The organism is Microbacterium sp. UMB0228 (genome assembly GCF_002871415.1).
GTDB lineage: Bacteria > Actinomycetota > Actinomycetes > Actinomycetales > Microbacteriaceae > Microbacterium.
Genome location: NZ_PNFU01000001.1, coordinates 467,216 through 480,959, shown reverse-complemented (window position 1 = coordinate 480,959; position 13,744 = coordinate 467,216). Strand labels below are relative to the sequence as shown.

Sequence of the window (13,744 nt, the reverse complement as noted above, 5' to 3'; positions counted from 1 at the left end):
CTCCACCTCGCGCCCGATCGCGGGCGCGAGGTCAGGCGTGCCTTGGTGGCGCGAAACGCCGCGCTCTCGTACGGTGAGGGCATGGAGACCCTGCGCCACATCGTGCTCTTCGTCCACCTCATCGGCTTCGCCGTGCTCTTCGGGGCCTGGGCGGCGCAGGCGTTCGGTGGCAAGCGGGTGTTCACGCGTCTGATGACCATCGGCATGACGATCGCCGCGGTCGCCGGCCTCGCCCTCGCCGCCCCGTGGGGCCTTCCCGAGGGCGTCGAGATGAACTACGCCAAGATCGGCACGAAGCTCGTCATCCTCCTCGCGATCGGCGCCCTGCTCGGGATCGGCACGGCGCGCCAGAAGCGCGACCAGGTGGTGCCGTCCGCGGTCTTCTGGCTCGTGGGCATCCTCACCGCGGTCAACGCGGCCATCGCCGCGATCTGGCGCTGAGGCGCGGATCAGCGGAGGCTGCGCTCCCAGAGTGCGGCTGACTGCTCCCCGACCCCGGCCGTGCGGATGCGCTGGCCGTTGCGTCCCCCGCGGGCGAACGTGGCCGTGACGCCCGGCGGGACATCGGAAGGCGCCACCGGGCGGGACGTCCAGGTGCAGTCGCGCACGTGCACGAGGTCTGCCGCCACCGCCGCTGGATCGTCGTCGTAGCGCCACGGCCCGGTCAGCGTCCCGAGCCAGAAGTACCCGTCGACGTCCCGCGTCCAGACGAGGGTTCCCGTCGGAAGCGCCGCGAACCGCTCCAGCCGCCGCGCGGCCCGCTCGCCATGACGGGCGTCGACGGCCGCGAGCGCCGCGGTCAGGGAACGGGGCGGGCTGTCGAGCCGCCCGCCCATGCCGCACGCCCCTTCGGCGAGCGCGCGCTCGACCGCGACCCCCGGGGCGACGGCATCGTCGCGGGAGCGCATCGGTGCCCGGTAGGCGATCGGGACATCGGCTCCGTCGTCGGTCATCGGACCGGCACCAGGGTCGCCTCGACATCGCGTCCGTCGACGACGACGTGCATCATCGTGTGCACGGGCTGCCGGCGCCGGTCGGTGGGAGAGCCCGGGTTGAGCAGCCGCAGTCCGTTCGGCGTCACGGTGTCCCACGGGATGTGCGAGTGCCCGAAGACCAGCAGATCGGTGTCGGGGAAGGCGAGATCCATCCGCTTCTCCCGCCCCGTCGCGGCGCCGGTCTCGTGGATGACGGCGACGGCGGTGTCCTCCACGGTGAACCGCGCGATCTCCGGCAGCACCCCGCGGATCTCGGGGCCGTCGTTGTTGCCGTGCACGCCGTGGAGCACGCGCGCGCGGGACTGGAGCAGCTCGACGGTGGCGAGATCGACCCAGTCCCCCGCGTGCACGACGACATCGGCCTCGTCGATGGCCTGGAGCACCGCGTCCGGCAGCCGCTTCGCCCGCTTCGGGACGTGCGTGTCGGCGAGGAGCAGCATCCGCGTGGTCATGGTCCTCCTCCGGCCGGCCTCCCCCGACTCTACGCGGGGGCACCGACGCGCTGGACCCCGTCCCGTCATCAACGTCCAGCGAACTCCCAGGAAGGCGTAGACTCGCCCGAGTCCGCTGGTATACCGGCGGAGGATCGGAGACCCCTTGAGCACCGCCACCACCCCCGCGAACCCCCGCTCGCGCGTCATCACCGCGAGCCTCGTCGGCACCACCATCGAGTTCTACGACTTCTACGTCTATGCGACGGCAGCCGTGCTCGTCTTCCCGACACTCTTCTTCCCGAGCACGAACGACACCGCGTCGCTGCTGTCGTCGTTCGCCGTCTTCGGCGCGGCGATGGTCGCCCGCCCGATCGGCGCCGTCGTCTTCGGGCACTTCGGCGACAAGTTCGGGCGCAAGGCGACTCTCGTCGCATCGCTCCTCACCATGGGTATCGCGACGTTCGTGATCGGTCTCCTGCCCACCTTCCAGCAGATCGGCTGGGTCGCCCCGCTGCTCCTGCTGATCCTCCGTCTCGCCCAGGGCTTCGCGCTGGGTGGCGAGTGGTCGGGCGCGGCGCTGGTGGCCACCGAGAACGCCCCGAAGGGCAAGCGCGCCTGGTACGGCTCGTTCCCGCAGCTCGGCGCGCCGCTCGGATTCATCATCGCGAACGGCATCTTCCTCGCCATCAACTTCGCGCTCCCCCACCCGGAGGACCCGGCGCTGAAGTCGGAGGCCTTCCTCTCCTGGGGCTGGCGTGTGCCGTTCCTGTTCTCCGCCGTCATGGTCATCATCGGCCTGTGGGTGCGGCTCCGGCTCGTCGAGTCGGACACGTTCAAGAAGGCGGAGAAGACCGGGGCCATCCGCAAGCTCCCGCTCGCGACCGTGTTCCGGCACCACTGGAAGCAGCTCATCCTCGGCACGTTCATCATGCTGGCGACGTACGTGCTGTTCTACCTGATGACGAACTTCACGCTCACCTACGGCACGAAGGCCGCCGACCTCGAGACCGCCTCGGCCGCCGCCCGTGCTGCCGCGGAGGCGACCGGAAAGGACTTCGACCCGAGCGCGTTCGCGGCGCAGTTCTACCCGGGCCTCGGCTTCGGCTACACGGACTTCGTGCTCATGCAGATCATCGGTGTCGTGTTCTTCGGGATCTTCACGCTGCTGTCCGGGCCGATCGCCGACGCCATCGGGCGCCGCAAGCTGCTGCTGTGGGTCACCGGACTCATCGTCGTCTTCGGCCTGTCGTTCAACATCTTCCTGCTCCCGCAGGCGGACCCGAAGTTCACCGGCGCTCTCACCCAGGCCTTCCTCGTGTTCGGCTTCATGCTCATGGGCACGACGTTCGGCCCGATGGGCGCCCTCCTGCCGGAGCTCTTCCCGACGAACGTGCGCTATTCCGGCTCGGCGATCGCGTACAACGTGTCGTCGATCCTCGGTGCGGCCGTGGCGCCGTTCATCGCGGTGGCGCTGTGGGCGGCCGTCGGCGGCGAGCCCTGGCTCGTGGGGCTGTATCTCTCGTCGATGGCGGTGCTGACCTTCATCGCGCTCATCTTCACCCCGGAGACGAAGGACCACGACTACGAGGACGACCTCGGTCTCGCCTCCGCCGTCGAGCTCTAGAGGCCGACCGAACGACAGGAACGGCTGCACTCCCTCGGGGGTGCAGCCGTTCTCGTCTTCCTCGCCCGACGCTCACAGCACCACGACGTGGCAGTACCGGCCCGCCGTCTTCGCCAGCCGGCGATCGGCCGTGAGCAGAGGGACGTCGAGGGCCTCCGCGAGCGCGACATAACCGGCGTCGTACGCGGAGACGTCATCGCGCAGCGACCAGATCCGCGGGATGAGCCGACGCAGCGGATGGCGGGTGATCTGCAGCGCTCCGAACGCGTCGAGAGCCTCACGAGCAGCATGCGCCGGCATCGAGGACCGCATCGTGAGGCGTCGGAGCACGGAGAGGACCTCGATATCGAGACCCGCGTGTGCATGGAACTCCTCGCCGTGCGTCCAGACCTCGTCGCCGAGCAGGGCCTCGATCGCCGCCGAGGCATCGAGCACGACCGCCCCGGACGTCCCGCTCACTCGCGCTCGTCCCGTTCGCGATCACGGGCGGCGAGGATGCCCACGCGCGTCAGGGAGACGCCGGCCGCGCGCGCCCGTGCCCGCGACGCCTCGAGGACCTCGGCATTGCTGCGGTACCGGACGAGGTCTTCCAGCTCGCGCGCGACGTAGTCCGACAGGCTCATGCGTTCCGCCGCTGCACGCTCTTTGAGCCGGGCGTGAACCTCATCGGGCAGGTTCCTCACTTGCAGCATGCGAGCCATCCTGTCAGGATCGCATGCGCTCCACATGTGGGCAAGGCCATGCTGTGGACAACGTGCTCGTCAACACTTCTTGACACCAGCCCACCGCGTCAACAAATATTGACGCGAAGGAGGTCCCCATGTCTCAACCGACCACCATCGCCGCGGCCGAGGGCGGCGAACCCCTCGCCGAGCTCCACCGCCTGGCCGCGCTGCGCACGGAGCTCGCGCGCGCCGAAGAGGCCCAGGTCCGTCGCGCCCGCACGAGCGGCTACTCGTGGCAGGCGATCGCGAGCGCCCTCGGCGTCACCAAGCAGGCGGCACATCGGCGCTTCGGTCGCACCTGAGCCCATACAGCCGCCCCATAGGAAACGACCGTCCCCCGAGTACGGTCGAAGTACCATCTCCAGATCGAGGTCCCCCATGTCCCGCACGGCGACAGCACGCCGACGCGGACGGGGCGCACCGGCCGACGGGCCCCGCGCCACCTTCCGCCAGCTCCTCCCCTTCCTCTTCGAGCACAAGCGCACCCTCGTCGTCGTCGCCGTCCTCAGCGTGTTCGGCGCCGCGACCTCGCTCGTGCAGCCCCTCCTCGTTGGCCAGGTCATCGAGGCCGTGCAATCCGACGGCACGATCAGCGTGCTCGTGTGGCTGCTCGTCGGTTTCGTGATCGTGTCGTCGATCATCTCGGGGTTCCAGCACTACCTGCTGCAGCGCACCGGCACCGCGGTCGTGTACTCCAGCCGCCGCAAGCTCATCGCCCGCATCCTGCATCTGCCGACGTCCGAGTTCGACGCCCGGCGCACCGGCGACCTGGTCTCTCGCGTCGGCACCGACACGACGCTCCTCTACGCCGTCCTCACGCAGGGGCTCGCCGACGCGGTCGGCAACGTCGTGCTCTTCGCGGGGGCGCTCATCGCGATGCTGCTCATCGACCCCGTGCTGCTGCTGCTCATCGTCGTGGTGATCGGCGTCTCCGTCGTGGTCGTCGTCGCCCTCAGCGGCCGGATCCGCACGGCGTCCACCGCCCAGCAGGGGAAGGTCGGCGAGCTGGCCTCGGGCGTCGAGAGGGCCGTCGGCTCCATCCGCACCATCCGGGCCTCCGGCGCGACCGAGCGCGAGACCGCGGCGGTGACGGAGCGGGCCTCCGAGGCGTACGGCATCGGCGTGCGGATCGCGAAGATCTCCTCGCTCGTGGTGCCGGTCGCCGGCATCGCCCTCCAGCTCTCCCTGCTCGTCGTGCTCGGCGTGGGCGGCTTCCGCGTCGCCGCCGGAGCCATCTCGATCGCGGCCCTCATCTCGTTCGTGATGTTCCTCTTCCTGCTGGTGATGCCGCTCGCCTCGACGTTCGGCGCGATCACCTCCGTCAACCAGGCCCTCGGCGCGCTCGGCCGCATCCAGGAGGTCCTCGACCTGCCCACCGAGACCCAGGACGACGCGGCCACCGCCGCGGCCCTCCCCCGCGACGAGGAGCCCGGTGCGGACCCCCCCGCGCTGGAGTTCCGCGACGTGCGCTTCCGCTACCCGGAGAACGTCGTCGCCGCCCGTCGCGCCGCCGCGAGGGAGGCGCAGACCCTGCTCGCCGACGCGCACCTGGACCAGGCCGAGGCCGCCGCCGACCCGCAGGACCACGAGGTGCTCCGCGGGGTGTCCTTCGCGGTCCCCCGGGGAGCTCGGGTGGCGCTTGTCGGTCCCAGTGGGGCGGGAAAGAGCACCATCCTCTCCCTCATCGAGCGCTTCTACGACCCGACGGGCGGCTCCATCCTGTTGAAGGGGCACGACACCCGCACCTACGCGCGGGACGAGCTCCGCGCCCACTTCGGCTACGTCGAGCAGGACGCCCCGACCCTCGCCGGCACCCTCGCCGAAAACCTGCGACTCGCCTCCCCCGACGCCACCGATGCGGACTGCGAGCGCGTGCTCCGCGCCGTGAACCTCGGCGACGTGCTGGAGCGGAACCCCCTCGGGGTCGACGCTCCGGTCGGCGAGGACGGCGTGATGCTCTCCGGCGGCGAACGGCAGCGGCTCGCGATCGCCCGGGCACTTCTCACGGACGCCCCGATCCTGCTGCTGGACGAGTCGACCTCGTCGCTCGACGGCGTGAACGAGCAGCGCATGCGCGAGGCCATCGACGCCGTCGCCACCGACCGCACGCTCGTCGTGATCGCGCACCGTCTGTCCACCGTCGTCGACAGCGACCTCATCGTGGTGCTGCAGGACGGCGTGGTCGTCGGACAGGGCACCCACGCCGAGCTCGTGGAGTCGACCCCGCTCTACCGCGACCTCGCCCGCCACCAGCTCCTCGCCTAACTCCCCCCTCCCCCCTCCCCCTCTCCACCGCCGAGACCCCGCGTTTCCGCCGAGACCCCGCCTTCCGCACGTATGCGGGGCGGGGTCTCGACGCGAAACCGGGGTCTCGGCGGAAGTGGGTGCCACGAAGGCGGGGCGTCGGAGACCACTCAGCCATGGGTTCGTCTCTGATGCCCCGCCTTCGCGGGTCTGTCTCGACCCGGAGGCCGAGGGTGCCGGCTCCCCCGAACCGGCACCGGTCTGGGGGCTACGCCTTCGCGAGGCGGTAGCGCAGCGACGCGAGCTCGGTGCGCAGCGCCGCCGGAACGCGGTCGCCGAAGGTGTCGTAGAACTCCTCCGTGAGGTCGGCCTCGGCCTTCCACGCCTCGGGGTCGACCGAGAAGAGCTCGGCGAGGTCTTCCGCGGGGATGTCGAGGCCGTCGAGGTTGAGGTCCTCCACGCGCGGCAGGCGTCCGATGGGGCTGTCCACGGCCGGCACGTCACCGGCCACGCGGCGGATGATCCAGTCGACGACGCGGGAGTTGTCGCCGAAGCCGGGCCAGAGGAACCGTCCGTCCGCTCCGCGACGGAACCAGTTCACCTGGAAGATGCGCGGTGCACGGTCGAAGCGCAGGCCGCGGCCGACCTTGAGCCAGTGACCGAAGTAGTCGGCCATGTTGTAGCCGCAGAACGGCAGCATCGCGAAGGGGTCGCGGCGCAGCTCGCCGACCGTGCCCTCGGCGGCCGCCGTGCGCTCGGAGGAGATGTTCGAGCCCAGGAACACCCCGTGGGTCCAGTCGGTGGCCTCGACGACAAGCGGCACGTTGCTCGCGCGGCGTCCGCCGAACAGGATGACGTCGAGCGGCACGGCCTCCTCCCAGTCCTCGGAGATCTGCGGGCACTGGGCCGCCGACACCGTGAAACGAGAGTTGGGGTGCGCCGCGGGGCGACCGGAGTCGGGCGTCCAGTCGTTGCCTTCCCAGTCGATGAGGTTCGCAGGCGCCTCGTCGGTCAGGCCCTCCCACCACACGTCGCCGTCGGGGCGGAGCGCGACGTTGGTGAAGATCGTGTTGCCCCACAGCGTCTCGACCGCGGTGACGTTGGTCGACTCTCCGGTGCCGGGCGCGACGCCGAAGAAGCCGGCCTCCGGGTTGATCGCCCAGAGCCGTCCGTCCTCGCCGGGGCGGATCCAGGCGATGTCGTCGCCGAGGGTCTCGACCTTCCAGCCGGGGATCGTCGGTCGCAGCATCGCGAGGTTCGTCTTGCCGCAGGCCGACGGGAACGCGGCGGCGACGTGGTACGCCTTGCCCTGCGGGTCGATCACGCGGATGAGGAGCATGTGCTCAGCGAGCCAGCCCTCGTCCCGGGCGATCACCGACGCGATGCGCAGCGCGAAGCACTTCTTCGCGAGGATCGCGTTGCCGCCGTAGCCCGAGCCGTACGAGTAGACCTCGAGGGTCTCCGGGAAGTGCACGATGTACTTGTCGTCGTTGCAGGGCCACTCGACGTCCGGCTCGCCCGCCTCCAGCGGAGCGCCGACGGAGTGCACGGTCTTGACCCAGGGCGCGCCCTCGGCGATCTGGCGGGTGACCTCGTCGCCCACGCGGGTCATGATGCCGATCGACGCGACGGCGTAGGCGCTGTCGGTGATCTGCACGCCGATGTGCGACAGGGGGCCGCCGACGCGACCCATGGAGAACGGCACGACGTACATCGTGCGGCCGCGCATCGAGCCCTCGAAGATCTCGTCCATCTTCGCGTGCATCTCGGCGGGGTCGGCCCAGTTGTTGGTGGGGCCGGCGTCCTCCTCGCGCTCCGAGGCGATGAAGGTGCGCGCCTCGGTGCGGGCGACGTCGCTGGGGTGCGAGCGCGCCAGGTACGAGCCGGGACGCCACTCGGGGTTCAGCTTGATGAGCTTGCCCTCGTCGACGAGTCCGCGCAGCAGCCAGTCGTTCTCGGCGCGCGAGCCGTCCACCCAGTGCACGGCGTCCGGCTGCGTGAGCGCGCGGATCTCCTCGACCCAGGCGGCGAGCTCCGCCATCGCAGGGGTGTCGTAGGAAGGGGCGGTGCCGAACGTGCGCGTCGGGGCGACAGGGGACGTGCGAGGGGTGAGAACTTCGGCCATGGCCATGACTGCTCCTTCGAAGTGTGGGGCGTTGCTTCCATCTTCTTCGCCCTCGGCGCGGACTTTCGGCCAAATCGAGCGATAAGAATCACACTTCTTTCGCTAGACTCAAACTATGGCGTCCTCCGGCATCCACCTCACGACCCTCGGCCACCGCATCCGGCACCGCCGCCTGGAGAAGGGCTACACGCTCGACGAGCTCGGAGCCCTCGTCGGGGTCGCCGGCTCCCAGCTCAGCCTCATCGAGAACGGCAAGCGCGAGCCCAAGCTGTCGCTCCTCCAGGCGATCGCGCAGGCCACCGGCACGGAGGTGACCGATCTCATCTCCGGCGAGCCACCGAACCGCCGCGCGGCCCTGGAGATCGAGCTGGAGCGGGCGCAGGAGAGTCCGGTGTTCCGTCAGCTCGGGGTCTCGCCCGTCCGCGTCACGAAGGGCATGAGCGATGAGACCATCGAGTCCATCCTCGGGCTGCACCGCGAGCTGCAGCGGCGCGAGCGCGAGGCCATCGCGACCCCGGAGGAGGCCCGTCGCGCCAACACGGAGCTGCGCCTGCGGATGCGCGCACAGAACAACTACCTCCCGGACATCGAGAAGCTCGCGGAGAAGCAGCTCAAGGCGGCCGGCCATTCGCAGGGCGCCCTGACCCACCGCACCGTGAGCATCATGGCCGAGAAGCTCGGCTTCGAGCTCATCTACGTCAACGACCTCCCGCACTCGACGCGCTCGGTCACCGACCTCGAGAACGGCCGCATCTACCTGCCCCCGGCGTCCATCCCCGGCGGACACGGCCTGCGGTCCATGGCGCTGCAGGCCATGGCGCACCGCCTGCTCGGGCACACGCCGCCGACCGACTACGCCGACTTCCTGCAGCAGCGCCTGGAGATCAACTACTTCGCCGCGTGCTGCCTGATGCCGGAGACCGCCGCGGTGGCCTTCCTGCAGCAGGCGAAGAAGGACCGCAACCTCGCGGTGGAGGACTTCCGCGACGGGTTCGGCGTGACGCACGAGGCCGCCGGCATGCGCATGACCAACCTGCTCACGCAGCACCTCGGCATGTCGCTGCACTTCCTGCGCGTCGACTCGACCGGGGCCATCACGCGCGTCTACGAGAACGACGACCTGCCGCTGCCGATGGACGTGACAGGAGCGGTGGAGGGGCAGCGGGTGTGCCGGAAGTTCCAGGCCCGCTCCGCCTTCACGGAGCAGAACCGCACCGTCGAGCACCACCAGTACACCGACACACCCTCCGGCACGTTCTGGTGCTCCACGCAGACCGGGTCGTCGAGCGAGGGCGAGTTCTCCGTCACGGTCGGCGTGCCGTTCGACGACGCCCGCTGGTGGCGGGGACGCGAGACGAACGACAGGGCCGTGTCGACCTGCCCCGACGAGGCGTGCTGTCGTCGCCCGTCGCCCGAGCTCACGGAGCGCTGGAAGGGCCGGGCGTGGCCGAGCGCCCGCGTGCACACCCACATGTTCTCGCCGCTCCCCCGCGGTATGTTCCCCGGCGTGGACGACAACGAGGTCTACAACTTCCTGGGCCGCCACGCGAGTGAGTGACCCGCCGACCCACCCCCTTGCGTCCGCCCCGGCCCGTTACGCGCGGGCGTAAGGGGCCGGGAGGCGCGGAAAGGGGTGGGTCGACGAGGGGTCAGGCGAGGAACGCGGCGAAGCGGACGAGGGCGGCGGTGACGGCGGCGGGGTCCTCGGGGGGCTCGAAGAGAGTCGGAGGGGTGGTGTGCGCGGCGGCGGCGTGGGTCCAACAGCCGATCACGCGGCCGTGCTCCACCACGGTCGCCCGGACCATCCCGTTCTTCCCCGGTCCGACGGCGGCGAGGTGTTCCGGAGCGCAGACGACGGTGCGGTCGGCGTAGGAGATGTAGTACTCGTCGAAGGCTCCGAGGGCGAACACGGACGGCCGGCCCGCCGCGCGCCGGGGTGGGGTGCGGCCGACGAAGACCCCGTCCTCGACCTCGCTCACCCGGGTCGCCGCCCGCTCCGCCGCCTCCCGGGACCGCCCGAGCGTCAGCCCCGACCACCACGCGAAGTCCGCGACCCCGGCGGGCCCGTGTCCCTCGACGTAGCGGACGAACAGCTCGGCCAGCGGGTCCTCCGGGCGGACGTGATCGCGGATGTGGTCCGCCGCGAGCACGAACCGCTGCTCCCGCGTGATGCCCTCCCGCGGCACGACCGGCCCCTGCACGAGCACGCCGGCGACCGTCAGCGCGAACAGCAGGTGGATGCCGCGCTGCCCTGAGGGGTCGATGCCGATGCCCTTGAGCACCGGGAAGATCTCGCTCCGGGTGAGGCCGCCGTCACGGAGCCGCGGCGTGAGCTCCCGGACGACCGAGTCGATCATGGCGTCGTCGATGCCGAGCTGCCGCTGTCGGGAGGCCGCCTGCTGCTGCTGTCGTGCGGCCGTGACCTCCAGCACCCAGCCGAGGTCGCGTGCGGGGATCGTGTGCAGCGTCCCCCGCATGGTCCAGGCCCGGACGAGGTCCCCACGGTCGAACGCGGCGTCGACATCGTGGAGGTGCACGTCGCCCTTCGTCCGCACGGCCAGCGCCCACCGTCCGGCCGTGAAGTCCTGGCTCTGCACCGCGAGCAGCCGCGCCGCCGCCCCCGTCACGTCCGCCGCCGGCGCGGTCAGCCCCTGCCACCGCAGCCGCTCCTCCCGCCATCGTGAGGTCTTCATGCCCCTCATCATGCCGCGACCCACCCCCTTTCGCGCGCCCCGGCCCGTTGCGTGCGCGCGCAGGGGGCCGGGTCGAGCGGAAGGGGGTGGGTCGACGGTCAGAGGGTGACTTCGCGACGGGCGGGGAGGACGATGGGGTGCGAACCCGCCATGGTCTCCAGCACCCGGATCACCTGGCAGGAGTAGCCGAACTCGTTGTCGTACCAGACGTAGAGGATGAGGGTGTCTTCGTCGGCGATCGTGGCCAGGCCGTCGACGATGCCCGCGCGGTGCGAGCCGACGAAGTCCGTGGAGACCACCTCGGGGCTCTCCACGTAGTCGATCTGCTGCCGGAGCTTCGAGTGCAGCGACACCCGGCGCAGGTAGTCGTTGACCTGGTCCTTGGTGGCGGGGCGCTCCAGCGTGAGGTGCAGCACCGCGAGCGAGACGTCCGGCGTGGGGACGCGGATCGCGCTGCCCGTGAGCTTGCCCTCCAGCTGCGGGAGGGCCTTGGCCACGGCCTTCGCCGCCCCGGTCTCGGTGATGACCATGTTCAGCACGGCCGAGCGGCCGCGGCGGTCGCCCTTGTGGAAGTTGTCGATGAGGTTCTGGTCGTTCGTGAACGAGTGCACGGTCTCGACGTGGCCCTTGACGACGCCGTAGGCCTCGTCGATCGCGGCGAGCACCGGGGTGATGGCGTTGGTCGTGCACGACGCCGCGGAGACGATGCGGTCCTCGTCGGTGATCGTGTCGTCGTTGATGCCCTGCACGATGTTCTTCAGCGGGCCCTTGCCGGGGGCGGTCAGCAGCACGCGGGCGACGCCCTTCGCGCGGAGGTGCTGGGAGAGCCCCGCCTCGTCACGCCAGCGGCCGGTGTTGTCGACGACGATCGCGTCGTCGATGCCGTAGGCGGTGTAGTCGATGGCGGCCGGGTCGTCGGAGTAGATGACCTGGATGCGCGTGCCGTTGGCGATGATCTGCTCGGCATCCTCGTCCACCGTGACCGAGCCCGCGAAGCGGCCGTGCACCGAGTCGCGCAGCAGCAGCGACGCGCGCTTGACGAGGTCGTTCTCGGAGCCGCGGCGCACGACGATGGCGCGGAGCCGGAGTCCGCTCCCGCCGCCGGTGTGCGCGATGAGGATGCGGGCCAGCAGGCGGCCGATGCGCCCGAAGCCGTAGAGCACGACGTCGGTCGGCGGCGCCGGGACCGCGCCGACGGCCGGGGCCAGGGTCTCGGCCAGGTACTCCTCGAGCGGGCGGCCGCTCTCCGCGTACCCTTCCACGAGGCGGGCCACGTCGATCGACGAGGCGCCGGGGGCCAGGGCGTGGATGCCCTCGAGCACGGCCAAGCTGTCCTCGACCTCGAGGCGCTCGTGCCCGAGCTGGGCGACGCGCTCGTGCACCTCGACGAGGCCGGTCGCCGAGAGGCCGAGCAGGCGGTGGCCGTGCAACGAGGTGACCACGTCGCGCTCGCGCTTGAGAGCCCCGATGAGCGGGATCATCCGCTCCGCCAGCTCTTCGCTCGCCGTCCATTCGTCGCGGTGTGCCGCGGAATCGTTCATCTGCGTCCTTGCATGTGTGAGCGCGCGCCGAGATCGCCGGCGCGCACGAGGTTGCCGGGGTGTTCGGGGGATGACTCCAGGGTACAAGCCGCGGAACCGCGCGCCGAATCGGCCGGCGCGGGACCTCCCGTACACCAGAGTTTTACGTCTACACTGGTGGAATAATGAGCAGTGCACTCCTCGGCGACGACGCCGACCTCCTCGTCCGCGGCGGCCGGATCCACACCGTCGACGCCACCGATTCCGTCGCCACCGCGATCGCCGTCCGGGACGGGGTGATCGTCGCCACCGACGCCGCTGCCGAAGCCCTCTCGGCCCGCGAAGTGGTGCAGCTCGACGGTCGCACCGCGATCCCCGGCGTCAACGACGCCCACCTCCACGCCGCCTGGCTGGGCGCACGCTGGCCGCACCTGTTCTTCTCCGACACCCCGCCCGAGGAGCAGCCCACCGGCCGCCTCCTGGCCACGGCCGACGAGCGACGCGCGGCCCTGCGCCGGGCCTGGGCGCTCCTCGCGGAGCTCGGCGTCACGAGCTACACGGAGCCGGGCATCGGCCCCGGAGAGGACCGCGGTGAGACCGGCTGCTTCGGCACCGACATGCTCGACGCGTACGTGGAGCTGCACCGGGAGGGCGCGCAGACCTCGCGCGTGACACTGCTGCGTCTGTTCGGGACGATCGACGGCGAGAGCTCCCTGGAGGACTTCGCCGCCGGACTCCCGGTGCCGCCCCCGTCGACCGATTCCCGCTGGCTCGCGATCCCCGGGGTGAAGATCTTCGCCGACGGCATCCCGCCGATGGCCACCGCCTGGACGTCGGACCCCTACCCCGACGGGACGACCGGGCACCTCCTCACGCGCGGCGATGCGGATCCGCTCAGCGCCTTCCAGCAGATGATCGCCCTGGCTGCGAGTCGCGGCCTCCAGATCGCGGTGCACGCCACCGGCGACCGCTCGATCGAGGAGTTCCTCACCGCACTGGAACGGCACGGCCGGACGCCTCCGCCGCCGGCGCCCCACCACATCGTGCACGGCGACCTCGCGACCCCCGCGCAGATCCGTCGCGCGGAACGCCTCGGCGTCGGCTTCGCCGTGCAGCCCCTCATCGCCGCCCACACGCACTCCTGGGCGGCGGTGCAGCTCGGCGAGGTCCGGGTCGCCGCCGCGTGGCCGCTGGCCGAGATGCTCTCCACCGGGGCGCTGACCACCGTGACCAGCGACGCCCCGATTGCCACGCCGGACTGGCGACCCAGCCTCGATGCCTCCCTCGCCCTCCTCGCCGCCGACGGCAGGGCGGACGACGCCGCAACGCGGCGCCGGCTGCTGCGCACCATGACGGCCGACGCCGCGATCCAGGACGGCGCCGC

13 protein-coding genes are annotated in these 13,744 nt (G+C 71.1%); 6 read left to right on the top strand and 7 right to left on the bottom strand.

Going from position 1 to position 13,744, the window contains the following annotated elements; all coding sequences use genetic code 11:
• The first annotated feature begins 81 nt into the window (after window positions 1-81).
• On the top strand, window positions 82-441 hold the full coding sequence (locus CJ226_RS02385) for a hypothetical protein (protein WP_062633800.1): 360 nt from the start codon (window positions 82-84) through the stop codon (window positions 439-441).
• A gap of 8 nt (window positions 442-449) precedes the next feature.
• On the opposite strand, the gene CJ226_RS02380 is transcribed toward CJ226_RS02385, so the two are convergent.
• Both CJ226_RS02380 and CJ226_RS02375 read right to left on the bottom strand, forming a co-directional pair.
• Window positions 450-953, bottom strand: coding sequence for a hypothetical protein (locus CJ226_RS02380; protein ID WP_062633492.1), 504 nt, complete (start codon window positions 951-953; stop codon window positions 450-452).
• Complete coding sequence (locus CJ226_RS02375) at window positions 950-1,447, bottom strand: metallophosphoesterase (protein WP_102208208.1); 498 nt, start codon at window positions 1,445-1,447, stop codon at window positions 950-952. The genes CJ226_RS02380 and CJ226_RS02375 overlap by 4 nt, the downstream gene beginning before the upstream one ends.
• A gap of 145 nt (window positions 1,448-1,592) precedes the next feature.
• Here CJ226_RS02375 and CJ226_RS02370 point away from each other — a divergent pair, with 145 nt between their 5' ends.
• Window positions 1,593-3,053: an MFS transporter gene (locus CJ226_RS02370; RefSeq protein WP_060923458.1), complete on the top strand. Its 1,461-nt coding sequence runs from the start codon at window positions 1,593-1,595 to the stop codon at window positions 3,051-3,053.
• 72 nt (window positions 3,054-3,125) lie between these two features.
• Here the strand turns inward: CJ226_RS02370 and CJ226_RS02365 are convergent, their stop codons facing one another.
• Together CJ226_RS02365 and CJ226_RS02360 are read right to left on the bottom strand one after the other, a co-directional pair.
• Entirely contained in the window at window positions 3,126-3,512 is a 387-nt protein-coding gene (locus CJ226_RS02365; RefSeq protein ID WP_102208207.1) for a type II toxin-antitoxin system VapC family toxin, read from the bottom strand.
• Window positions 3,509-3,754 (bottom strand): hypothetical protein, encoded by a 246-nt coding sequence (locus CJ226_RS02360; protein ID WP_146008188.1) that lies wholly within the window; start codon window positions 3,752-3,754, stop codon window positions 3,509-3,511. The genes CJ226_RS02365 and CJ226_RS02360 overlap by 4 nt, the downstream gene beginning before the upstream one ends.
• 119 nt (window positions 3,755-3,873) lie before the next feature.
• On the opposite strand from CJ226_RS02360, the gene CJ226_RS02355 reads away from it, so the two are divergent.
• Both CJ226_RS02355 and CJ226_RS02350 read left to right on the top strand, forming a co-directional pair.
• Window positions 3,874-4,080, top strand: a complete 207-nt coding sequence (locus CJ226_RS02355; RefSeq protein ID WP_062633485.1) for a hypothetical protein — start codon at window positions 3,874-3,876, stop codon at window positions 4,078-4,080.
• A gap of 76 nt (window positions 4,081-4,156) precedes the next feature.
• On the top strand, window positions 4,157-6,043 hold the full coding sequence (locus CJ226_RS02350) for an ABC transporter ATP-binding protein (RefSeq protein ID WP_102208205.1): 1,887 nt from the start codon (window positions 4,157-4,159) through the stop codon (window positions 6,041-6,043).
• 247 nt (window positions 6,044-6,290) lie between these two features.
• Here the strand turns inward: CJ226_RS02350 and CJ226_RS02345 are convergent, their stop codons facing one another.
• The gene (locus tag CJ226_RS02345) at window positions 6,291-8,153 is read right to left on the bottom strand and encodes a phosphoenolpyruvate carboxykinase (GTP) (RefSeq protein ID WP_180964514.1); all 1,863 of its coding nucleotides are present in this window, start codon (window positions 8,151-8,153) and stop codon (window positions 6,291-6,293) included.
• Window positions 8,154-8,262: 109 nt separating this feature from the next.
• On the opposite strand from CJ226_RS02345, the gene CJ226_RS02340 reads away from it, so the two are divergent.
• Window positions 8,263-9,705, top strand: coding sequence for an XRE family transcriptional regulator (locus tag CJ226_RS02340; RefSeq protein ID WP_025103893.1), 1,443 nt, complete (start codon window positions 8,263-8,265; stop codon window positions 9,703-9,705).
• A gap of 91 nt (window positions 9,706-9,796) precedes the next feature.
• Here CJ226_RS02340 and CJ226_RS02335 read toward each other — a convergent pair whose 3' ends face one another.
• On the bottom strand, window positions 9,797-10,840 hold the full coding sequence (locus CJ226_RS02335; protein ID WP_102208204.1) for a winged helix DNA-binding domain-containing protein: 1,044 nt from the start codon (window positions 10,838-10,840) through the stop codon (window positions 9,797-9,799).
• Window positions 10,841-10,938: 98 nt separating this feature from the next.
• A complete protein-coding gene (locus CJ226_RS02330; RefSeq protein WP_102208203.1) occupies window positions 10,939-12,381 on the bottom strand; it encodes a glyceraldehyde-3-phosphate dehydrogenase in 1,443 nt (480 codons plus the stop codon).
• Window positions 12,382-12,545: 164 nt separating this feature from the next.
• Between CJ226_RS02330 and CJ226_RS02325 the strand changes: the two genes are divergently transcribed.
• A partial coding sequence (locus CJ226_RS02325; protein WP_102208406.1) for an amidohydrolase family protein occupies window positions 12,546-13,744 on the top strand: 1,199 nt, incomplete at its 3' end.

Bases quoted from the DNA above. Each gene is read 5' to 3' on its own strand.
- CJ226_RS02385 (WP_062633800.1), top strand. From the start codon at position 82: ATGGAGACCCTGCGCCACATCGTGCTCTTCGTCCACCTCATCGGCTTC.
- CJ226_RS02380 (WP_062633492.1), bottom strand. From the start codon at position 953: ATGACCGACGACGGAGCCGATGTCCCGATCGCCTACCGGGCACCGATG.
- CJ226_RS02375 (WP_102208208.1), bottom strand. From the start codon at position 1,447: ATGACCACGCGGATGCTGCTCCTCGCCGACACGCACGTCCCGAAGCGG.
- CJ226_RS02360 (WP_146008188.1), bottom strand. From the start codon at position 3,754: ATGGCTCGCATGCTGCAAGTGAGGAACCTGCCCGATGAGGTTCACGCC.
- CJ226_RS02355 (WP_062633485.1), top strand. From the start codon at position 3,874: ATGTCTCAACCGACCACCATCGCCGCGGCCGAGGGCGGCGAACCCCTC.
- CJ226_RS02350 (WP_102208205.1), top strand. From the start codon at position 4,157: ATGTCCCGCACGGCGACAGCACGCCGACGCGGACGGGGCGCACCGGCC.
- CJ226_RS02345 (WP_180964514.1), bottom strand. From the start codon at position 8,153: ATGGCCATGGCCGAAGTTCTCACCCCTCGCACGTCCCCTGTCGCCCCG.
- CJ226_RS02340 (WP_025103893.1), top strand. From the start codon at position 8,263: ATGGCGTCCTCCGGCATCCACCTCACGACCCTCGGCCACCGCATCCGG.
- CJ226_RS02335 (WP_102208204.1), bottom strand. From the start codon at position 10,840: ATGAAGACCTCACGATGGCGGGAGGAGCGGCTGCGGTGGCAGGGGCTG.
- CJ226_RS02330 (WP_102208203.1), bottom strand. From the start codon at position 12,381: ATGAACGATTCCGCGGCACACCGCGACGAATGGACGGCGAGCGAAGAG.